At 55.0% G+C, this 21,967-nt stretch carries 17 protein-coding genes; 11 read left to right on the top strand and 6 right to left on the bottom strand.

Annotated features, from left to right (window positions below):
• Positions 1-11 precede the first annotated feature (11 nt).
• Together radC and EJ361_RS25665 are read right to left on the bottom strand one after the other, a co-directional pair.
• Positions 12-761, bottom strand: a complete 750-nt coding sequence (gene radC, locus EJ361_RS19700; RefSeq protein WP_240646685.1) for a RadC family protein — start codon at positions 759-761, stop codon at positions 12-14.
• 19 nt (positions 762-780) lie between these two features.
• Positions 781-927: a hypothetical protein gene (locus EJ361_RS25665; protein ID WP_164714332.1), complete on the bottom strand. Its 147-nt coding sequence runs from the start codon at positions 925-927 to the stop codon at positions 781-783.
• On the opposite strand from EJ361_RS25665, the gene EJ361_RS19695 reads away from it, so the two are divergent.
• The 4 genes from EJ361_RS19695 to EJ361_RS19680 all read left to right on the top strand — a co-directional run bounded on the left by EJ361_RS19695 (position 926) and on the right by EJ361_RS19680 (position 3,986).
• A complete protein-coding gene (locus tag EJ361_RS19695; RefSeq protein WP_126247465.1) occupies positions 926-1,876 on the top strand; it encodes a ribose-phosphate pyrophosphokinase in 951 nt (316 codons plus the stop codon). The genes EJ361_RS25665 and EJ361_RS19695 overlap by 2 nt on opposite strands.
• A 36-nt stretch (positions 1,877-1,912) precedes the next feature.
• Complete coding sequence (locus tag EJ361_RS19690; RefSeq protein ID WP_126247463.1) at positions 1,913-2,503, top strand: 50S ribosomal protein L25/general stress protein Ctc; 591 nt, start codon at positions 1,913-1,915, stop codon at positions 2,501-2,503.
• A 99-nt stretch (positions 2,504-2,602) separates the two neighbouring features.
• Positions 2,603-3,178: an aminoacyl-tRNA hydrolase gene (pth, locus tag EJ361_RS19685; RefSeq protein ID WP_126247461.1), complete on the top strand. Its 576-nt coding sequence runs from the start codon at positions 2,603-2,605 to the stop codon at positions 3,176-3,178.
• A 196-nt stretch (positions 3,179-3,374) separates the two neighbouring features.
• The gene (locus EJ361_RS19680) at positions 3,375-3,986 is read left to right on the top strand and encodes a fumarylacetoacetate hydrolase family protein (protein ID WP_126247459.1); all 612 of its coding nucleotides are present in this window, start codon (positions 3,375-3,377) and stop codon (positions 3,984-3,986) included.
• An 87-nt stretch (positions 3,987-4,073) separates the two neighbouring features.
• On the opposite strand, the gene EJ361_RS19675 is transcribed toward EJ361_RS19680, so the two are convergent.
• Positions 4,074-4,508, bottom strand: coding sequence for a MarR family winged helix-turn-helix transcriptional regulator (locus tag EJ361_RS19675; RefSeq protein ID WP_205687058.1), 435 nt, complete (start codon positions 4,506-4,508; stop codon positions 4,074-4,076).
• Positions 4,509-4,586: 78 nt separating this feature from the next.
• Here EJ361_RS19675 and EJ361_RS19670 point away from each other — a divergent pair, with 78 nt between their 5' ends.
• A complete protein-coding gene (locus tag EJ361_RS19670) occupies positions 4,587-6,668 on the top strand; it encodes an alpha-ketoacid dehydrogenase subunit alpha/beta (protein WP_240646684.1) in 2,082 nt (693 codons plus the stop codon).
• Between the two features lie 3 nt (positions 6,669-6,671).
• Here the strand turns inward: EJ361_RS19670 and EJ361_RS19665 are convergent, their stop codons facing one another.
• Both EJ361_RS19665 and EJ361_RS19660 read right to left on the bottom strand, forming a co-directional pair.
• A complete protein-coding gene (locus EJ361_RS19665; protein WP_126247457.1) occupies positions 6,672-9,047 on the bottom strand; it encodes an ABC transporter permease in 2,376 nt (791 codons plus the stop codon).
• Between the two features lie 186 nt (positions 9,048-9,233).
• Complete coding sequence (locus EJ361_RS19660) at positions 9,234-9,611, bottom strand: SWIB/MDM2 domain-containing protein (RefSeq protein WP_126247455.1); 378 nt, start codon at positions 9,609-9,611, stop codon at positions 9,234-9,236.
• 254 nt (positions 9,612-9,865) lie between these two features.
• Here EJ361_RS19660 and EJ361_RS19655 point away from each other — a divergent pair, with 254 nt between their 5' ends.
• Positions 9,866-10,705: an oxidoreductase gene (locus tag EJ361_RS19655; protein WP_126247453.1), complete on the top strand. Its 840-nt coding sequence runs from the start codon at positions 9,866-9,868 to the stop codon at positions 10,703-10,705.
• Between the two features lie 134 nt (positions 10,706-10,839).
• On the opposite strand, the gene EJ361_RS19650 is transcribed toward EJ361_RS19655, so the two are convergent.
• On the bottom strand, positions 10,840-13,365 hold the full coding sequence (locus tag EJ361_RS19650) for a phosphocholine-specific phospholipase C (RefSeq protein WP_126247451.1): 2,526 nt from the start codon (positions 13,363-13,365) through the stop codon (positions 10,840-10,842).
• A 217-nt stretch (positions 13,366-13,582) separates the two neighbouring features.
• Between EJ361_RS19650 and EJ361_RS19645 the strand changes: the two genes are divergently transcribed.
• From EJ361_RS19645 to EJ361_RS19625, 5 genes are all read left to right on the top strand, one after another.
• Positions 13,583-14,128, top strand: a complete 546-nt coding sequence (locus EJ361_RS19645) for an RNA polymerase sigma factor (RefSeq protein WP_126247448.1) — start codon at positions 13,583-13,585, stop codon at positions 14,126-14,128.
• A 49-nt stretch (positions 14,129-14,177) separates the two neighbouring features.
• On the top strand, positions 14,178-15,260 hold the full coding sequence (locus EJ361_RS19640; protein WP_164714331.1) for a FecR domain-containing protein: 1,083 nt from the start codon (positions 14,178-14,180) through the stop codon (positions 15,258-15,260).
• Positions 15,261-15,366: 106 nt separating this feature from the next.
• On the top strand, positions 15,367-18,780 hold the full coding sequence (locus EJ361_RS19635) for a TonB-dependent receptor (RefSeq protein ID WP_126247444.1): 3,414 nt from the start codon (positions 15,367-15,369) through the stop codon (positions 18,778-18,780).
• A gap of 18 nt (positions 18,781-18,798) precedes the next feature.
• On the top strand, positions 18,799-20,622 hold the full coding sequence (locus EJ361_RS19630) for a RagB/SusD family nutrient uptake outer membrane protein (protein WP_126247442.1): 1,824 nt from the start codon (positions 18,799-18,801) through the stop codon (positions 20,620-20,622).
• A 29-nt stretch (positions 20,623-20,651) separates the two neighbouring features.
• Complete coding sequence (locus tag EJ361_RS19625; RefSeq protein WP_164714330.1) at positions 20,652-21,962, top strand: SMP-30/gluconolactonase/LRE family protein; 1,311 nt, start codon at positions 20,652-20,654, stop codon at positions 21,960-21,962.
• The last annotated feature ends 5 nt before the right edge of the window (positions 21,963-21,967 follow it).

Below are 21,967 nucleotides of genomic sequence, written 5' to 3'. Positions count from 1 at the left end.
AGCCCCGAACATCACAACGCCCCATCCTCCCGCAAGCTATGATAACCGCTTTCCGTGACGATCAGATGGTCCAGCACCTCGATATCGAATAGGCGCCCGATCTCCTGGAAACGGCGGGTTATATGAATATCTGCCTTGCTCGGGCGCAACGTGCCGGAAGGATGATTGTGGCATAGCAACAGCCGCGTGGCCCGGTGCTCGAGCGCAATACCGAACACGATCCGGGGATCCACGGTAGTGGAAGTGATACCGCCCGAACTGATACAGGCCTCGTGCACCACCTTGTTGGCATGATTGAGATAAAGCACGATAAAACGCTCGCAGGCATGCTCCGACAGCAGGGACCTGAAATAATCCGCGACCTCCGGGATAGACGTCACCTCCCGTTGCTCCCGCTGCTGGCTTTGCTGGCGCCGGCGGCAGAGCTCCAGCGCCGCCAGGATGGTTGCGGCCTTTTTAAGACCGATCCCCGGAAAACTTCGCAGCTGCCGGATGTTCAGGCGCCCGAGCTCCCGCAGGTTGTTGCCGCAGTAGGCCAGCACTTCCCGCGCCAGGTCCAGCGCCGATTTTTCCCGCGTTCCCGTATTGATGATGATGGCCAGCAACTCGGCCAGGCTGACCGATGCGGCTCCTGTGGAAAGCATTTTTTCCCGCGGCCGGTCATCTTCCGGCCATTCTTTCATGCGACGGCGCCTCAGCACCTTCAAATGCCTTACCGGCGCGGGTTCGCGGTAGGCGGGGTTAACAAAAACGGCTTGCATATATCTTCGGAATTGTCCATCAAAGTACGCCTTTTTTCCGGAATGCTAAAATATTTAGTAATTTTTTCCCCGCTGTCCCGGATTTTTTTTTCTGCATATCCTTGATTAAATCCTTAGTTTTGCAACCTCTTTTCTTTGTCTTTGTCTTTGTCTTTGTCTTTGTCATGAATCCATCGGTTAAAATCTTTACGGGTAACAGTAACCCCGCCCTGGCTGAGCGCATCGCCGCCAGGTATGGAAACGGTCTGGGTAAAGTGAATATCCAGAAGTTCAGCGACGGCGAATTCCAGCCGGTTTTCCTGGAAAGCATCCGCGGTGACTATGTTTTCCTCGTTCAGGGCACCAACGCCCCGTCCGACAATCTCATGGAACTGTTGCTGATGATAGATGCCGCCAAACGCGCGTCTGCCGGGTATATTACCGCGGTTATCCCGTATTTCGGGTTTGCCCGGCAAGACCGGAAAGACAAGCCCCGCGTGGCCATCGGTTCCAAGCTGATCGCCAACCTGCTGACCGCTGCGGGGGCTAACAGGGTGATTACCATGGACTTACATGCTCCCCAGATCCAGGGTTTCTTCGATATCCCGGTAGATCACCTCGACAGCTCGGCCATTTTTATTCCTTATATAGAGAATCTCAAGCTGAAAAACCTTACCTTTGCGTCCCCGGACGTGGGTTCTACCACCAGGGTGCGTGAAGTAGCGAGCTATTTCAGCGCTGAAATGGTGATCTGCGACAAGCACCGCAAGCGTGCCAACGAGATCGCTTCCATGGTAGTAATAGGGGATGTGACGGACAGGGACATCGTGCTGATCGACGATATCTGCGATACCGCCGGCACCCTCACCAAATCCGCCGCCTTGCTGAAAGAGAAAGGCGCCCGCAGCGTAAGGGCTTTTTGTACCCACCCCGTGTTCAGCGGCAAGGCGTACGAAAATATTGAGAACTCCGTCCTCGAAGAACTGGTTGTCTGCGACACCATTCCGCTCAGACAGGAAAGCGCCAAAATAAAAGTGATCAGCGTGGCCGAACTTTTCGCCGTTGCCATCCGCAACATGTACGAAAACAAATCCATCACCAGCCTGTTCATTCACAGCCAGCGCCGGATGCCTTAACCAAGTGTATTTTTTTACAACATAAATGTTTAAACAATGAAATCAATAACCATCGAAGGACAACTCAGAAGCGAATTCGGCAAAAAAGCCACCCGCCTTCTCCGTTCTGAGGAAAAAGTGCCTTGCGTTATTTATGGGGGTGCAGAAATCGTTGCTTTTTCCGCTCCGGCTACTGCCTTTAAAAACCTGGTGTACACACCTGAATTCCAGGTTGCTGAAATCAAACTGGAAGGTAAAACTTACCGTGCCATCCTGAAAGATCTTCAGTTCGACACCGTTACCGACGAACTCACGCACATCGACTTCCTGGAACTGGTAGAAGACAAGAAAGTAGTTGCTTCCCTGCCTCTCCGCGTTACCGGCCAGTCCGTAGGTGTTAAAGCCGGCGGTAAACTCGTGGTAAAACTGAAAACCCTCAAGGTGAAAGCGCTCCCGAAAGATCTGCGCGAATACCTGGAGCTGGACATCACGAACCTCGACCTGAACGAAAACCTCCGTGTGGAAGACGTGAAGGCAGAAGGCATCGAGCTGATCAACTCTCCCCGTATCCCTGTTGCTTCCGTGGTAATGACCCGTCAGCTGAAACAGGAAGAAGCTGCGGCAGAGAAGGAGTCCAAGAAGAAATAAATTGGCAAAATAATTATATTAAAAAGCCCGGCAGAATATCGGCCGGGCTTTTTATTTTTGGCATCCCGTATAACCGGGATATTTTTCATCGCCTCCCATATGAAATATTTGATCGTAGGATTAGGGAACATCGGGCCGGAATACCACCACACCCGTCACAACATCGGGTTCGATGTGGCAGACGCGTTTGCCGCCAAACATCAGGCGGTTTTCCGGAGCGACCGGCTGGCAGACGTGGCAGACGTTCGCTGGAAAGGCAAAATCTTCGTGGTCATCAAACCCACTACCTACATGAACCTCAGCGGCCGTGCCGTGAAGTACTGGATGGACAAGGAGAAGATCCCTGTCGAAAACGTACTCGTGATCATGGATGAGCTCGCCCTGCCGCTGGAAACGCTCCGCCTCCGCCCCGGTGGCAGCGACGCCGGCCACAACGGCCTCAAAAGCATACAGGACAGCATCGCCACCAACCAGTATCCCCGCCTCCGGTTCGGCATCGGCAACGATTTTCCGAAAGGCCGGCAGGTAGATTATGTGCTCGGCAAATGGTCGGCCAAAGAAGAACCGGTTGTTCAGCAGAAGATCGATACATGTGTGGAAATCGTGGAGAGTTTCGCCGCGATCGGCCTGCCGCGTACGATGAACAATTATAACAACCTTACTTTTCCATTATAGAAATGTAAATTGTATATTTCATGCCGAAAGGTGTCCCTACCTTAACCGCTATAGGTCATGATCCGTGTACCACTGATCGTTATATCAACCGGCATATTTTCTCCAAACATCCGGATGATAGTGCGTACAGTGGACAATGTGTTGTGGGCTATGGGTCTAACCATAGGCTTTATTAACCTTACAAAATACACGCATTATGAAAATTATCTGCGTTGGAAGAAACTATGCCAAACATGCAGAAGAACTGAAGAACGAAGTGCCCTCCGAACCCGTGATTTTCATGAAACCAAAAAATGCCCTGCTGCAAAACAACCATCCATTTTATTATCCGGAATTCACGGATAACCTTCATTATGAATGCGAGCTGGTGCTGAGGATTTCAAAGAACGGGAAACACATCCAGGAAAGATTTGCCAGCAAATATTACGACCATATCTCGGTTGGCATCGATTTCACCGCCCGCGATCTCCAGGAGAAGCAGAAAGCCAAAGGCCTTCCCTGGGAAATCGCCAAATCGTTCGATAATTCGGCCGTTGTCGGAAAGTTCATCCCCATCACGGAAACTATGGACCTGAAAGACATGAACTTCTGTCTTTACAAAAACAAGGAAATCGTCCAACAGGGCAACACGGCCGATCTCCTGTTTTCTTTCGACAAACTGATCGCCCATATTTCCCGATTCTTTACACTTAATATCGGTGACCTCGTCTTCACCGGAACTCCCGAAGGCGTGGGCCCCGTCGAAATCGGAGATACGCTCGAAGCGTTCATCGAAAACGACAGCCTGCTTGAATTCATGATAAAATAATTGACCCGTTCACCTGTCCGCCAGACTAAAAAGTAAAAATTAAAAAGTTAAAAGAGTACGGGCTTTTTCCTTTTTAATTTTTTCTTTTTACGGGATATTGGAATAGATCACGTCCAGGATCCGCGTCATTTCCTGAAAATCCCCTTCCGTCAGGTTCTTCCAGCCGATCTCGCGCATCTCCAGCACCAGGGGCCTCACTTCCTTATACTTGTTCACCCCCTCGGGCGTCAACTGCAAAAATACCTTCCGCCGGTCGTCAGTAGACCCCTGCCGCTCCACCAGTTCCTTCCGCACCAATAACTCGATAATCCGCGAAACCGTCGTGATATCTTTCGACGTGAGCCGGGCTAACTCATTGTGGGTTATGCGCTTATGCTTGTAGAGATTCTCGATCAGCAACCACTGGTCCACCGTAATGTCCAGCCCGCGGGCATCGAAACTCTTCTGCCAGTAATTCTTTATTTTTTTTAATGTGGCATCCAGCTTAAAAAAAGACGGATTACTCACGAAAGATTCATGCATATTCATTAATTTGCAGTAGCAATAGTTGCTATGGCAACTAATTGAACGATCCGGCCATCATCACCAAAACAATATTGCGTGCTTAAAGATAACATAAGCGTTCCTGTTTTGAAAGCCACCATGACGCACCGGGAGGAAGACCCCGATTTCCAGGCCCTCCTCCGCAAAGCGTACGGCCTCATGTGCACCGCGCGCCGAATGGCAGACCAGTACGAAGCCAACAGGCCCATCTGTAAATACGTCCACTCCACCTCCGCCGGCCACGAAGCCATCCAGGTTGCCGCCGGCCTCCAGCTCAAACCCTGCGATTACGTTAGTCCTTATTACCGGGACGATGCCATGATGCTCGCCCTCGGTTTTTCTCCCTACACCCTCATGCTGCAACTCCTCGCCAAAGGCGACGACCCCTTCAGCGGAGGCCGCTCGTATTACTGCCACCCCAGCTCGCGCGACACCGATAAACCGATCATCCCCCACCAAAGCAGCGCCACCGGCATGCAGGTCATCCCCACCACCGGCATGGCCCAGGGCGTACAATACCTGGAAAATTCCGGCCTGTTGGCAGACGATGAGAAACCCGTGGTCCTCTGTTCCCTGGGCGACGGCAGCGTTACCGAAGGCGAGGTGGCCGAAGCATTCCAGTTTGCCGCGCTGAAACAATTGCCCATCATTTTCCTCGTGCAGGACAACGATTGGGGCATCAGCGTGAGCGCCGACGAGGCCCGCGCCATGGACGCCTACGAATACGCCGCCGGGTTCAAGGGCCTGGAGCGCATCCGGGTAGACGGGGCCGATTTCGAAGCCAGCTACCGCGCCATGGAATCCGCAATTTCTTTCGTTCGCTCGGAACGCAAGCCCATTCTCGTACACGCCACCGTTCCGCTGCTTGGCCACCACACTTCCGGGGTTCGCCGGGAATGGTACCGCACGCCGGAAGACCTGGCCCGCCATCAATCCCGCGATCCGTTGCCGCGCCTCCGCAGCCAGATCGGCAGCGTCCGGGAAGCGACAGACATCGAGCTGGACGCGCAGCGCGACGTGGAAGAGGCTTTTTCCGCCGCAGTGGCCAGTCCAGACCCGGATATTTCCACCGTTCGCGACCATGTTTTCGCCCCCACGCCGGTGACGGAAGAATCCGGAGAACGTATGCCCGCCGGCGGTAGTAAAGTGGTGATGGTGGATGCGGCGTTACATGCCATCGAAGAAATCATGACGGCGCATCCGGAAGCGATCTTATATGGGCAGGATGTGGGTCGAAGGCTGGGAGGGGTTTTCCGCGAAGCGGCCACGCTGGCCGAAAAGTTCGGGGACGACCGTGTATACAACACCGCCATCCAGGAAGCATACATTATCGGCAGCACCGCCGGACTTTCCGCTACCGGCGTGAAACCCATCGTGGAAGTACAGTTCGCCGATTACATATACCCCGGTTTCAACCAGTTGGTGACCGAATTGTCGAAAAGCTGTTACTTATCCTGCGGGAAATTCCCCGTGCAATCGCTCATCCGCGTGCCTATCGGGGCTTACGGGGGCGGGGGGCCGTATCATTCGGGAAGTGTGGAAAGTACGTTGCTGACGATCAAGGGCATCAAGATCGTATACCCGTCTAACGCTGCCGACCTGAAAGGCTTGATGAAAGCGGCTTTCCTCGATCCGAACCCGGTGGTGATGCTGGAACATAAAGGGCTGTACTGGAGCAAGGTCCCGGGTACGCAAGACGCGATGACCATAGAGCCCTCGGCCGATTACATCCTGCCGCTGGGCAAGGGGCGCGTGGTCCAGGAAGCGGAAGAAGGTATGACCGTCATCACTTACGGAATGGGTGTTTACTGGGCGAAAGCCGCTGCGGCGCAGTTTCCGGGGAAGGTGGAAATCATCGATCTGCGGACGCTGTTCCCCCTCGATGAGGAGCTCGTGTTCGCATCCGTGAAGAAACTGGGCAAATGCCTGGTGCTGACGGAAGAACAGCTCGGCAATTCTTTCGCGGAATCCCTGGCGGCGAGGATTTCCCGTCAATGCTTCCGTTTCCTCGACGCACCGGTATTCACCTACGGCGCGCTAGATCTGCCCGCCGTTCCGCTCAACACCGAACTGGAAAAACAGATGTTGCCCACGCCGGAAAAAGTGACCGCGCAAATCCGCGAAATCCTCGCTTACTAAACTTTATTCCGTTTTCAGGCTGATCGCAGGGTTCATCAACGCCGCGCGGATCGACGTATATCCTACCGTGAGCAGCGTGATGCAGGCGCAGAGCAATACGGTAACGAGATAGATTTCAGGCCCCATATCGATCCGGTAATGAAATCCTTCCAGCCAACTGCTCATCAGCCACCAGGATAACGGTGCCGACAGTACGAAACCCGCTACGAGCATCCAGGTGAACTCGCGGCCGAAGAGCCACACCACCGAAGGGACGCTGGCGCCCAGCACTTTCCGGACGCCGATTTCCTTTTTCTTCTGCACGGCCATGAAGCTGATGAGCCCATATAACCCCAGGCAGCCGATCAGCACCGCCACCACGGCGAATATCTCCACCAGTTGCATCAGCATCGTTTCGGCTTCGTACATGTTGGCGATTTCCTCTTCCATGAACCGGAAATGGTACAGGTAATCGGGGAAGGTTTCGTTCCAGATTTTTTCGATGGCGGGCATGAGTGTGGATGCCTGCTGCATATCTATCCGGATCGCCATTTCTTCGAACGCCCCGATTTGGGAAAAAAGGCAAAGCGGGTCCATGTCGCTATGGAAACTATGGCTGTGGAAATCCCTGAAAACCCCGCGCACCACGGTTAGCACCTTATTGACACGGATCTGTGTACCGATAATGGCGTCGGGCGACGGGTAGTTCAGTTTCCGGAGAAGCAGCTCATTGACGAGCATGCCATTGGCCGTATCGGACATGGGAATGTTGGTGCCGGCCACGAGTTGAATATCGAACGTAGAAAGGTAATTCGCATCTGCATACTTCACAGCCACCTGGAAATCTTCGACACGCTCCTTGTCGCCAACGCGCAATGATGTGGACATGTTGCTGTTAGACAGGGGCGCCGCGCTGCAATAAGTGGTTTTTTGAACGCCGGCCAGCTGTGTGATGCGGTTGCGCAGGGTTTGCAGGGTGGAGGGATCGTGTTCGGGGACATCCACCAGGAGCACGCCTTTTTTATGCATGTTCGTATCGCTGTTGAGCGAATAATGCATTTGCCGCGCAATGACGATGGCGCCGACGATCATGACCTGCATGATAGCGAACTGTACGACAATGAGCGTTTTACGGAGCGGGAAACCTGCTTGTCCACCGGGCCCGGCCTGCGCGCGGATGGCCTTTACAGGATTGAGCCGCGCCTGTTTCACACCGGGATAATAGCCGGCGAGCAACATCACCACGAGCAACAGCAGGACGGAAAAAACGATGAGCATGCCGAGCGTTTGCCCATCCAGCGTAATATCGGTGGATAATTGTTTGTTGAGATACGGAATGGAAAATGATACGGCCGTTGCCGCGATGGCGACGGATGCGGCTACGAGCAGGAACGTTTCGGAAAGGAACTGCCCGAAAATCTGCAGGCGGGTGCTGCCTAACGCCTTTCGCACACCGATCTCGCGCAACCGGCGGATGGATTGTGCGGTGGAAAGATTGATGAAATTGATGCAGGCGGTGAAAACGAGAAATATGCCCATCCACGCCAGCGACCACAGATATTTCTTCTGGATGATGCCACTGAAGCGGGTATCGAAGTGTACATCGTTGAGCGGGTACATCACGAAATACATTTCTTCGGCCTCGTCGGGGTTGTACTTTTTAACGATTTGCGGAAAAACGGCTTCCACCTGTTCGGGTTTGACGCCGGGCTTGAGTTTCACGAAACACTGGATGGAGCTGGAGATGGAGCCCCAACTGCTGTCGCTGAACATATACGGGCTCCAGTCTTTATAACTGATATGGGACAGGTAGATATCGATACGGTGATCGGTGTTGGGCGGATAATCTTTCGCGATGCCTTTGATGGTGAAATCGCTGCCGGCTACGGTAACCGTTTTGCCGACGGGGTCCTGGCCGGGATAGAGTTTTTCCGCCATCTTTTCCGTGACGATGGCGTTGGCAGGGTCGCTCAGCACGTTGGCGTTGCCGGAAACCAGGGGAAAGTTAAGGATCTTGAAGTAGGAAGGTTCGGCGAATGCGGAGGTGGCGTCGAATTTTTTGAGGCCGCTGGCGGATTTGATACTGACGAGCGGGGAGCCGAGCCCTACGCGCATGGCCACTTCATCGAACAGCGCATATTCGTTCCGGAGCGTTTTGCCGAGCGGGTGGGGGATGCCGGCGTTGAAGTCTTCTATCCCACCATAATTGGTTTTGGAACTGATACGGTAAATGCGGTCGGCATCGGGATGGAAGTTATCGAACCGGAGATGGTAATTGATGAACAGGTAAAGCAGGATGGCGCAGGCAAGGCTTGCGCCGAGACCGGCGATGTTGATGATCGCGTAAGGTTTGTTGTTTTTGAGGCGGCGCCAGGCGGTCAGCAATTGGATTTTCCACATACATGAACGAATATGAAGCAGGTCAACGGCATAAAAAAGGCCAAAACCGTTAGTTATTGATAACCAATTCGTTGATAAGACGGAGTTGTCCGGAATGGTACAGGCAGGTGTCCGGAAACGGACATTGGGGGCATAAAAAAAGGAGGCTGTTAAAGGCCTCCTTTTCTGAAATGCTTATGGGCAGGATTACTTCAGGTGCTTGTTCACGATGCCGGCCAGTTCGAACATCGAAACCTGCTTTTTACCACCGAAGATTACTAGCAGTTTGGCATCGGCATTGATCATGCGTTTGTTTTTTTCATCCTGCAGTTTGTTTTTCTTGATGTAGTCCCAGATTTTTTTGGTGGCTTCAGTTCTGGGGACGGCTGCGGCACCGATTACGCCAGCGAGGTCAGCGCTGGGCGTCAGGGGGGCCATGAAAGCCGCATTGGGTTTGCGGGCAGTTTTGGCGGCAGCCTTTTTGGGTGCAGCTGCTTTGTCAGCGGCTTTCTTAGGGGTTGCGGCTTTTTTCGCCGTTGTGCTGGTTGCGGCCTTCTTTGCGGGCTGCTTCACCGATTTTGCCATGATACGCGATATTTAATGTGGTTAAAAAGGATTTGATAGCACTAATATAAACAGTCCAATCCTATCCTGGTTCAACTTTTCCTATCAAAATCATGCCATTCCCCCCGGAAATGCGGTTTTTTTTGCCAAAAGGGGGGATTCGGCGATTTGAATTATGCAATTTTTGGTTTCCTGCGTGTAAAGTCCCTCCCGCCTGGGCCCCTAACTTTGCATTCGTTCCTCTCACAGAACGATCACCTTTTAACTGAAAATTCATGAAAAATCAAGTATGGTTTGTAACCGGGGCCTCCAAAGGCCTGGGCCTTTCTTTGGCTAAAACCCTTATCGGCAGAGGCTTTCGCGTAGCCGCTACTTCCCGCCGCAGCGCCGATCTCGTGGCTGCACTCGGCGAAACTTCCGCCAATTTGCTCCCCATCGCCCTGGATATCCGCGACGAATCTGCCGTTCAACAGGCCGTTGCCGCTACGGTAGCGCATTTCGGCCGGATAGACGTTATCGTCAATAATGCCGGGTACGGACAAGTTGGCGCGATCGAGGAACTGACAGACGCCGAATCCCGCGCCAATTTCGACATCAACGTCTTCGGATCGCTCAACGTGATCCGGCAGGCGCTCCCGTTCCTGCGCGCCCAGGGAAGCGGTCATATCTTCAACATCGCATCTATCGGCGGTTTCACGGGAGGGTTCCCCGCTTTCGGGATCTATTGCGCCACCAAATTCGCCGTGCACGGGCTTTCCGAGTCGCTGGCCCAGGAAGTGAAACCCTTCGGCGTGGGCGTTACCGTGGTATCTCCGGGCTATTTCCGGACAGATTTCCTGGGCGGGTCGCTCGGCGTTCCGGCCACCGAAATGCCCGAATATAAGAATGTCCGTGAAATGCAGGCGCTCCATCAGCAAGACTACAACGGCCAGCAGCCCGGCGATCCTGACAAGGCGGCAGATGTGATGATCCGCGTCCTGGAAAACGGTACGGCCCCGCTACACCTGTTCCTCGGCGCAGATGCCTATCAGCTGGCGGAACAGAAGATCGCCGCCGTGGGCCTCGATCTCGCAGCCGTCAAAGCCCTGGCCACCGCCACGGCTTTCGAAAATTAATGTTGCGCGAACCTTCCATCCAACTGGATTATTTTAATCCGGACGGGCTGATTTAAACAAACCGCACCGCTATTGCATGAAACAGCCGGCATCTCCAGGAGCGCCGGCTGTTTCCATTTTATGGCAATGTAAACTTAGCTGATCGCTTTGCCCATAACGGGGTCAGTAATGGATTCCTTCCCGCTTTCGGCGCGCCCTGCGAAGCGTTGGCTCCAGCCGGGGAACTTGTCTGCCAGCACGCTGAAATCGTACCAGCCTTTATGTTCGCTTTTCGTCACGATGATTTCTTTCCTGGCACCGGGAGCGATGGTGAAGGCGTTGTCGGATTTGCCGTAACCATGGTCCAGCAGCCGCATGGCTACCGCTTCTGCACCGCGGTTTTCGAGGGAGAGGAGGAGGTTGCCGGTCGGGGATTTCTTTTTTCCCGAAGTTTCATAATTGACGTCTACACGCACGCCATGATCCTGTTTGCCGCCGCGAAACTCGCGGTAGAAGCCGTTGGGGCCGTGGAGGCGAAGTGCGTAGTTCCCCGGACCGAATTCAGCCAGGGGCCATTCGTAGGTGAACTGGTCGCCTGCTTTGGCCGCGAAGTGCCAGTTGCGGCAGGTTTCGCCGGCAAAGCTTTCCGGGGCGTACACGGTGAACGGCGAGCCCGCCGATCGTTGCCCGAATAATTTATTGCCCGCGCCCATGACGATCACGAACGCATTTTTGGAGGCGTTGTACACGCCGCTGGCATACAGTTCGTAAGGCAGGGCGGTAGACGGGCGGGTGCCGGTTTCCTGCCTGGCCAGCGGATTGGCTTTCTCCGGATGCGCGATCATGTTGTCCAGTTCGCTGCCGCTGATTTCGCGGAAACCGGACGGCAGGTCTTTGAACTGCGCGGAATAAATCTCCGTCACGAATTTTTGCTGGTCGAGGAAAGGCAGTTTCGACGAAGGAACGGCGTCGGTTTCGCTGAAAGCCGACGTGAGATCGCCGCAGATCGTGCGCCGCCATTCGCTGATGTTGCCGCTGCGGATTTTCTTTTTGAATTTCTTTTCGACGTACGTTTCGAGGAACTGAAGGGTGGATGTATGATCGAACACTTCGGAACACACTTTCCCGCCGCGGCTCCAGGGCGATGCGATCAACAACGGGACCCTGTACCCCAGGCCTATCGGGGCTTCGCGGGCGTGCTTCTCCGCAATGCCTTGCGCCACTTCGTTTTCCTTGCGCACATGCTCTATTTCCGTATCGATACCGGCGGAAACTTTTCCTGTTCCGGGCTTTTTGCTGTCGGGGATGGAGAACGGCGGTACGTGGTCGAAGTACCCATCGTTCTCATCATAGGTAACGATGAATATCGTTTTTTTCCAGACTTCCGGGTCCTTCGTGAGAATGTCCATTACTTCAGACACATACCACGCACCATACCAGGGCGCGCTGGGGTGATCGGAGAAATTCTGCGGGCTCGCGAGCCACGATACGGTCGGGAGTTTTCCTTTTTCCACGTCGTCGCGGAACTGGAAGAACAGATCGCCGGCGGGAACGGGCAGTGTGCGCTTCGTGCCGTTGTCGTCGTAATCGAGCTGCGAGAGTTTGCGGAACTGGGGATCGTTGGTATTGATCACGAAAGCGCGGTGGAACAGTTCTTTCTGCCTGTTGTCGAGCTTTGCATAGCTTTCTTTCCCCCATTTTGCCATTTCTGCGGTGGCCTTGTCCAGCACTTCCTGTTTCTTTTTGATAGCGGCCCGGTTTTTCTTCGATACCTCGTCAGACGAAGGGCTGGCTTCCGTCAGCGCACGGATTTCGGCCGGCAGCTCGTCGATCTGTTTTTGCAGATTGGTGACGTACCGGTCGGAGAACTGCACGTTATATACTTTGAAGAATTCGAGCAGATTGCAACCGAAGTTCGCGAGCCAGGAGCGCTCTTCGCCCTGGAAGCCGCCGCCGCAGGAGAGATCGTTCTGATAGAATTTCCAGTCTACCCCGTTTTGCGACAGCAGTTCGGGGAAAGTTTCCCAGCCGAGTTTGCCATAGCTGTAATCGGTGTTGCGGATGTGCGCTTTCGGCGCGCCGTTTTCGGGAACGGTGATTTTGCCTGTCCAGAAGAACGAGCGGTTGGGCGTGGTGCTGGTCATGGCGGAGCAGAAATTCTGGTCGCAAATGGTGAAAGCGTCTGCCAGGGCGTAATTGAAGGGAATGTCTTCACGGGTGAAGTAGCCGAGGGTGAGGGGCATGTTCTTCCAGCTGGCCTTTCCGGATTGTTTGACGAGGAGCCACTGGTCGTATTTGCCCTTGTTGTTGGCGTCTACCTGGTCGTGCCGCCCGTGCGGCAATGCGCCCATCCAGGTGATGCGGCTGTCTTTCAGATCGAGCCGGAAGGGCGAAAAGGTTTTGCCGTCCTTATCGGTTTGCAGCCAGACCGGTTTCCTGTTGGGGAGCGTGATGGCGCGGGGATCGTTGAACCCGCGGACGCCCTGGAGAGTGCCGAAGCAATGGTCGAACGACCGGTTTTCCTGCATGAGGATGACGATGTGCTCGGCATCGGCCCAGCTGGAGCCCGGTGCGGGCTCGATGGCCATGGCGCGCTGAATGGAAGCGGGTACGAAAGAAGACAGGCCGGCGGCGCCGGAGAGGAGCATTGATTTCCGCAGAAATTCCCTTCTGTTATCCATGATGACGTGGTTTGAGAGATATAGGACGTCAAAATATAAAAAAACATTTTTTAAGTATATTAAAATAATGTGAACGGAAATAAAACCAGAAATCGAAACAAAAAAGAGGTTGGAAAAACCCCGGAGAAATTTTCTAACTTACGGCATCCAATCAACCAGCATCATCGGGAATCGATTTCATTAGACGACAGCAATCATCGGGGTTAAGGAATACGTTATGGACCAATCTCCAGACATATTATTGGTAGACCGGCTGAAGGAGGGAGACGTTACCGCGTTCGACGCATTGTTCCTGAAATATTATAAGGTTCTCTGCGCCAATGCTTTCTGGTTCCTGCAGCAGGAACACGAAGCGAAAGACCTGGTGCAGACTTTCTTCATGGACATCTGGGACAAAAAGCTATATCTCCAGTTCAACGGGGATGTGAAGGGCTATTTGCACATGGCGGTGAAGAACCGTTGCCTCAACCACCTGAAGCGCCAGAAGATCCGCGACGGGCACCAGGAAGCGTTTTCCAGCCTGCAAGACGAAAGCTGGCGGCCGGAGCAGGAGGGCAGCGGCGGGGAGTATTACCGGCAACTGCAATCGTCGCTCGAGCAGGTGACCGGCCAGAAGCGTATGGCGATCCACATGGTATATATGGAGGGCAAGCGTTACCAGGAAGCGGCAGACGAGATGGGGATCAGCGTCAATTCATTCAAAACCCACCTGAAACGCGGGCTAAAACTCCTGCGTTCGGTCATTCATCAGAAAAAACCATAACTTGTTAACCGGCATCATGGAGTACCAGGACCAAATATTTCAATTATACATGGACAAGCTTTCCGGTGAATTATCACCGGAAGAGGAGGCCGTAATCGAGCGGAGGCTGGAGGAAGATCCCGCGTTCCGCGAAGCCTGGGAAGCCCTCTCGGCCGACGCGCGCTCGCAGCGCACGGCGGTATACGTGAAGGCCGTGGAGCCGGTGGAAGGGTTGGATGAACTGAAGCAGCGCAGGAAGCCCCGGAGGCCCCTCCGCGCCTGGTTGCCTTACGCCGCCGCCGCCGCGGTCCTGGGCGCTGGCGTATGGTTCGCGTTCCATTTCGATTCGAAAGAAGGTGCGAAAACGGCGCAAAACGCCGCGGCACCCATGCCCGGCATCAGCCTCACCATGGCCAACGGAAAAACGGTCAACTTCCATCCGGACAGCGCCGCGCAAACCGTATCCCTCGGCCAGGCCACCCTGCGCTCCGAAAACGGCAAACTCGATTACGAAAGCGCCGATACCACCATGACCGTGCTCAACGTTCCTGCCGGCGGAAATTACCGGCTGACATTGTCTGACGGTACCGAAGTATGGCTCAATGCCTCCACACGCCTACATTTCCCGTTCCAGTTCGGAACGCGGCAACGCGAGGTGACGGTGGAAGGCGAAGCGTATTTCCATGTAGCGAAAGAAACCGACCGGCCTTTCATCGTGCATACGCCGCAGGCGGATGTGCGCGTGCTGGGCACTTCCTTCAATATCAATACTTACACGGCCGGTTCCGATAAAACCGCGCTGGTGGAGGGGAGCGTGCTGCTGCAGGCGCGCAACGGCCGCCAGCTCAAACTGGCGCCCGGCCAGCAGGCGGAAAGCTCCGGCACAGGGCTCACGGCCGCGCCGTTCGACGCAGACGATGTGCTCAGCTGGATGAACGGCATCCAGTATTTCCATCATGCCAACGTGCCCGATCTGCTGACAGATGCCTCCCGGTTCTACGGGATCACGTTCGAAGCCGAATCCGGGAAGTTCGACGGCGTGAAGGTGACGGGCCTGATGGACAGGGCGCGCCTCCCTGAATTCCTCAACGATCTCGCCATCACTACCGGCGGAAAAGTGGATTACGACGGCCGGACGGTCCGCCTCCACTGATTTTTTCTTCCTTCCCCCGAAAAATTTTTTCGACCCCTGTCACCCATTCCGGTGAACCAGGTGTAGTTATGTTGATTTGATATCAACCAAAACCAATTTTTTCCACATGAGAAAATGTATGCGCAATTGCCGGCAGGCAGTGCGATCCCTGGTGATTGTATGTTTGATGTTTTCCGCGTTCATCCCCGCATCCGGCCAGGAGAAAGATCCGGCCCTGCAGAAACCGGTGACCGTGACGGGCAGCAACATGCCGATCGTCCAGGTGTTCCGCTCCATCAAGAAACAGACCGGCTTCACGCTGGTGTACAGCAATCAGCTGTTGAACGACAACGACAGGCTGAACCTGGATTTTCGTAATGCGAAACTGGAGGAAGTGCTGGATTTCGTGCTGAAAGGCCGGAACCTCAGTTACCAGGTGCGCAGCAACCGCATTGTGCTCGAGCGCAAGGCGGCGCCTGCCGCAAAGCCGGCCGTAGCGCAGGAAGCGCCAAAAGAAACCACCGTGCGCGGGCAAGTCATGGACCCGGAAGGGAACGCGCTGCCCGGGGCCACGGTGGCGGTAAACGGCACCTCGCGCGGAACGGCTACCGACGAAATGGGCGTTTTCAGCATCGCCGTTTCCGAAGGGCAGACGCTGCGCGTGGCCATGATCGGGATGAACCCGGTGGAAATCGCCTACAACGGGCAACGCACCCTCAAAGTGACGCTCACCACGAAAGTGGACAAGCTCAATGAAGTGGTGGTTGTGGGGTTCGGTAAACAGAAAAAAGTAACGGTAACCGGCTCCGTAGCCTCCGTGAACATGGCGGATATGCGCATGCCCGTTCCCTCGCTCACCAACGCCCTCGCCGGTAAAGTAGCCGGTGTGATCAGCATGGGCAGCGGCGGCGGCGAACCGGGGTACGACAATCCCACGTTCACCCTGCGTGGCATCGGCACCTTCAAAGGCAGCGTGAGCCCGCTCATCATCGTCGACGGCGTGCAGCGACAGGACGTGCACAGCACCTATGGCGGCGCTTTCAATAACATCGATCCTGAAGACATCCAGAGCATCTCGTTGCTGAAAGACGCGTCCGCCACCGCGGTGTACGGCGCCAAAGGCGCGAACGGCGTGCTTATCATCACCACCAAACGCGGTGTGGCGGGCAAACCGAAAGTATCCGCCAAGGCGGAAGCCGGCGCCAGCGGCCTCACCCAGCTCCCCCAAATGGTAGACGGCGTGAAATACATGCAATTGTATAACGAAGCGCGCACCAATATGGGCGAACAACCCCAATATTCCGACGAAACAATCGCCAAAACCGCCAGCGGCCTCGATCCATATCTTTTCCCGAACGTAGACTGGATCAACGAAATCTACAAACCCTGGACGCCGATGACCAACGCCAACGTAAACGTGACCGGCGGCGGAGAATCCATGAGGTATTATGTATCCATGTCGTTCTACAACCAGGATGGACAATACAACGTCACGAAAAAGAATGGATACAATCCGAACCTCAATTTCAAGCGATATGATTTCCGCAGCAATGTGGACCTGAACCTTACCAAAACGACTACTTTATCACTGAATCTTGCGGCGATGCTCGTCAATAGCCGCTACCCGGGCGCTTCGGCCAGTGCCATATGGTATTCGGCCTACGCCACAAATCCCATCGCCTACCCGATTTCTTACCCCGGTGATCTGGCGGCCGGCCCCCCGAATACCGCCGGTGTGAACCCGTTCAACCTCGTGCAGAACCAGGGTTACGCTACCGAGTTCAAACCATCGGTGCAATCCGTATTATCCCTCACGCAGAATCTCGATGGTATTCTGAACGGGCTTACCGCCACAGGGCGTTTTTCTTTTGACTCTTATGGCGAATTCTCGAACCAGCGCCGGGGCGTCAACGACCTGTGGTTCGCCAACAGGCGCGATGCGAACGGTAACCTGGTGCTCACGCAAACCCGCTTCGGCGACCAGTTCCTCGGATACGGCGCTTCTTCTTCGGGGGAAAGGATGATGTACCTGGAAGGGAACCTGAACTTCGACCGCACGATCGGGCAGCATACGATCGGCGCCTTGCTGGTGGGAGCGATCCGCAACCGTCAATGGGGAAATTCCGGCAACCTGAAATATTCCATCCCGTTCCGAAGCCAGAACGCCGCGGCACGCGTTACGTATTCATTCATGGATAAATACCTGCTGGAAGGCAACTTCGGCGCCACCGGTTCCGAAAACTTCGAGAAAGGCGAACGCTGGGGCTTTTTCCCCGCCGTTTCCGCCGGTTGGGTGATCTCGAAGGAAGCGTTCATGGAACAGCAGAAAGCTTTTTCTTTATTGAAGCTTCGCCTGTCTGTCGGCAAAACCGGTAACGACGCGATCGCTAACGACCGTTTCGGATACCTGACGTACCTGGAAAACGGGAAACCCGGCATCGGGTTCGGTACGCAACCGAGCGATTTCGGCGGCATCGCCGTTTCCGTTTTCGGCACCGAAGGCCTCACCTGGGAAACTTCCCTGAAAACGAACGTAGGTCTCGATGTGGGATTGTGGGATAAGTTGAACCTGACGTTCGATGTGTTCAAAGACCGCCGCCGCCAGATCCTCATCAACAGGCAATCTATTTCCGCCATCGGAGGTTACGCGGGTAGCGAGATCTATGCCAACCTCGGTGAAATGGAAAACAAAGGCTTCGACGGAAGCATCGAATACAATACCAAGCTCGGTAAGGATTTCACCCTTCGCCTGTTCGGAAATGCTACTTACGCCCGCAACCGCATCATCAACGCCGATTATCCCGTCGCCATTTATCCGTACCAGCAGTTCGAAGGCACCAGTTTCGGCGAATTCAGGGGTTACCGGAACCTGGGACTGTTCACTGACGAAGACGATGTGGCCCGCAGCCCCGAACAGCTCCGCCCCATGCACCCCGGCGATATCAAGTTCAGCGACCTGAACGGAGACGGGGTGGTGGATGCGAATGACAGGGATTACCTCGGTAAAACCAATTTCCCGATCTGGTCTTATGGATATGGCTTTAACCTCGGTTACCGCCGCTGGGAATTATCCGCGCTGTTTGCCGGCGTGGCCGATGTAGGCATCATGGCCAACGGGTCTGCCATCGACCAGGGAGATGGAACTTCCGCGGGTGTGGGTGTGGTGCCGTTTGCCGGCATCGGGCTCTATACCGCCAGCGTGCTGAGCAAAATGGAAGACCGCTGGACGAAGGATAATCCCCGCCAGGATGCTTGGTACCCCCGCCTCACGGTTGCCAATACATCAGACAATAACTACACCGACAGCGACTGGTGGTTGAAAGACGGGAGCTTCATGCGCCTCAAGCAGGCATCCCTTTCCTACAATATCATCACCTCCGCCATGCACGTGAAAGGCATCAGCAGCCTGCAGGTTTACGCCAACGGGACCAACCTGCTGACCTTTACCAAATTCAAACTGTGGGACCCCGAGCTCGGCTCCTACGGCGCGAGGTACCCGTATTCCAGGACCATCACCCTCGGGCTGAGGGCGCAATTCTAACCGTTACAAAGATCCGATATGATCAAGAAGATAATTTTTCCGCTGCTGGCCATTTGCTTCGCATCTTGTACGAAATATCTCGACAAACAGCCGGATAACCTGCTGACCGAGGAAATGGTTTGGCAGACCAAAGCCAACGCAGAAGGCTACCTGTACAACACCTACAGCCACATGTACCTGACCGATGGCGGCGACTTCGCTACCATGGGCGCTTCCGACGAATCGCACGTGTCTATCGGCACCACGGCTTCGCGCCAGATGGTTTCCGGGAACTGGAGCCCCGCGTCCGGATACTTCAACAACTGGGGCAGCATGTATGCCGGCATCCGGAAAACATTCGTGTTCGAACAGAACATCGATAAAGTGCCTTCCAACCAGCTGAGCGACGAGCTGAAAGCGCAATACAAAGCTGAAGTCCGCTTCCTCCGCGGGTATTACTATTTCTTCCTCCTCCGCCAGTTCGGTCCGTTCGTGCTCGTGAAAGACATCATGAGCCGGAACGACGATTACAACCAATACCCCCGTGCTTCGTTCGACGAATGTGCGGCGTACATCAATGAAATGATGGACGCGGCCGCCGCGGGGCTCCCTGTAGCCTGGGAATCCATCAGCAACAACGGCAGGCCTACGAAAGGGGCTTGTCTTACCATCAAGGCGAAAGTGGCCCAACTGGCGGCAAGCGAGCTGTGGAACGGCAATCCCAATTTCGCCAGCTTCAAGAACCAGGACGGCAAGCCCCTGGCACCGGCCTCCAAAAATCCTGACCGCTGGCGCGATGCCGCCGCGGCCGCCAAAGCCGTGATCGACCTGAATGCTTACAAACTGTTCGTGAACACCGACAACGGCGGAAGTTCTTTCAATCCATACGAATCCGTTCGCGACGTGCATACCACCGCCTGGAACGACGAGATCATCCTCGGCGTGATCACCTGGTGGCGCTGGGGCTTCACCAAATGCGCCTCCCCGCAGCCCGGCGGCTATGGCATGTATTGCGCCACCCAGAACCTGGTAGACGCGTTTTCCATGAAAAACGGCCGCATCATCAGCGATCCCGCATCCACTTACCAGGAAACCGGTTTCGCGGACGATAACCAGGCCGAAAGCTGGGGCCATAAGAAAGGCCAGTGGAACATGTACGCCAACCGCGAACCCCGTTTCTACGCTTTCATTCAATACAACGGCAAAACCGTCGTTCCCGCCACTACGCCCGACGAGCGCAACCGCTACTCTTCCGGCGGAAATGCAGACGGAACGGGACGGATAGAGTTTTATTACTCCGGGAAGTCGGGCCAGCGCGAGAACGGGAGCAACAGCATCACAGGGTACATGCCCCTCAAGCGCATCAGCAGCACCAGCAATATTTATACGGAGCTGGTCCCGCATAAAGCGCCGTTTATCCTTTTCCGTTATGCGGAAATACTGCTCGACTATGTGGAAGCTCTCAACGAATACGATCCTTCCAACCCCGATATCGTGAAGTATCTCAACGAAGTGCGTACCCGCGCGGGCCTGCCGGGCATTGAAACCGTGTATGGCGGCGCCGTTGGGAACAAAGACGAAATGCGAAAGCACATCCTCCGCGAAAGAATGGTGGAGCTTTGCTTCGAAGGCGACCGCTACTGGACGCTGACCCGCCGCCTCCTGCTCGGGAAAGCCGAATACTCCGCCGTGTATGCGCTCGACGTCAATGCGCCGGACAATGGGCAGGGCTTTTCCTTTACCGGTTTATATACCCGTAAACTGTTGCAGCAGCGCTACTGGAGAGATAAGATGTATCTCTTCCCCATCGACCAGGGCGATATGGAGCGCGACCGCGCGCTGGTACAAAATCCCGGTTGGTAATTTCATTCCTCATTTCAATGAAAGCAAACATGTTAAAAATATTCTCACGATACCTGCTGGCCGCCGCCGTGTTGCTGACGGCCTGCTCGAAGGACAAGGAGCAGCATGAGGCCGGGGTGCCCATGACCATCTCCGGGTTCGTTCCGCAAACGGGCGGGCACGGCACGTCTATCCTCATCTCCGGTTCCAATTTCAGTAACGATTCCAACGAGGTGGAAGTGACCATCAACGGCAAGAAGCTCGCGATCGTAGGTTGCAACACCCGGCAGATCATGGCCGTGGTCCCCAAAAGATGCGGCTCCGGCGCCATCTCCGTGAAAATCGGCGGGAAGGAAATTGCCAGTTCCGGTGAATTCGACTACATCTTCACCCGCACCGTTACCACTTTTGCCGGTAGTGGGGTAGCGGGATACCTGAACGCCAAAGGCGAAGACGCCATGTTCGACTTCGGAGGTACGGACTGGGTACGCGGTTCCGGCATCGTGACCGATAAAACCGGTAATGTGTATGTAACTGACGCAGGCAACCACTGCATCCGCAAGATCGATACAGACGGCCGCGTAACCACATTCGCAGGCAGCAATGTATCCGGCGATGCAGACGGCACAGGCACCGAAGCACGGTTCAGCCTGCCATACGGCCTGGCGATCGATAAGGACGGGAATCTCTACACCGCCGATCCCGGCACCTGGAAGATCAAGAAAATATCTCCCCAGGGCGTGGTGACCAGTTATCACAATGCTTCCCGGGAACCCTGGCACATTACCGTGAATAAAGCCACCAACGAAGTATTCTACAGCTCTACCGGCGCAGGCGGCGTTTACCGCATCAAACCCGACGGCGGCGAAGAAACCATTGTCAGCGATATGCTGTGGCCCGCAGGGATCGGGTTCGACAAAGCAGGCAACCTCTATATGTCGGGCAGCGGTCATAACGCGATCTTCAAATATGCCAAAGACACCTGGGCGCGCACCGTTGTAGCCGGGAAACTCGCGGCCGACGGGTCTGCCGCTACTCCAGGTTACCGGAACGGAACGGCGGAAGAAGCGCAGTTCTCCCTGCCCTGGGCGCTGTGCGTAGACGACGAAGGCAATATCTACGTTGCCGGGAACGGCAGTTGGAACGGAGGCTCCGGTAACGCCGATCAAAGCATCCGCTTCATAGACGGCAGGACCGGCCGCGTGAGCACCTATGCCGGCAGCAACGCTTACGGATATGCCAACGCGCTTGGTGAATCCGCAAAATTCGCCGGCCCGCAAGGCATCACTACCGATAACAACGGCATCTCTTATGTGCTCGATAAAAACAATAACCGGGTCAGAAAGATCGTATCTGAATAATTAAA

Source organism: Chitinophaga rhizosphaerae (genome assembly GCF_003958645.1).
GTDB lineage: Bacteria > Bacteroidota > Bacteroidia > Chitinophagales > Chitinophagaceae > Chitinophaga > Chitinophaga rhizosphaerae.
This window is presented reverse-complemented; position numbering and strand designations above follow the sequence as displayed.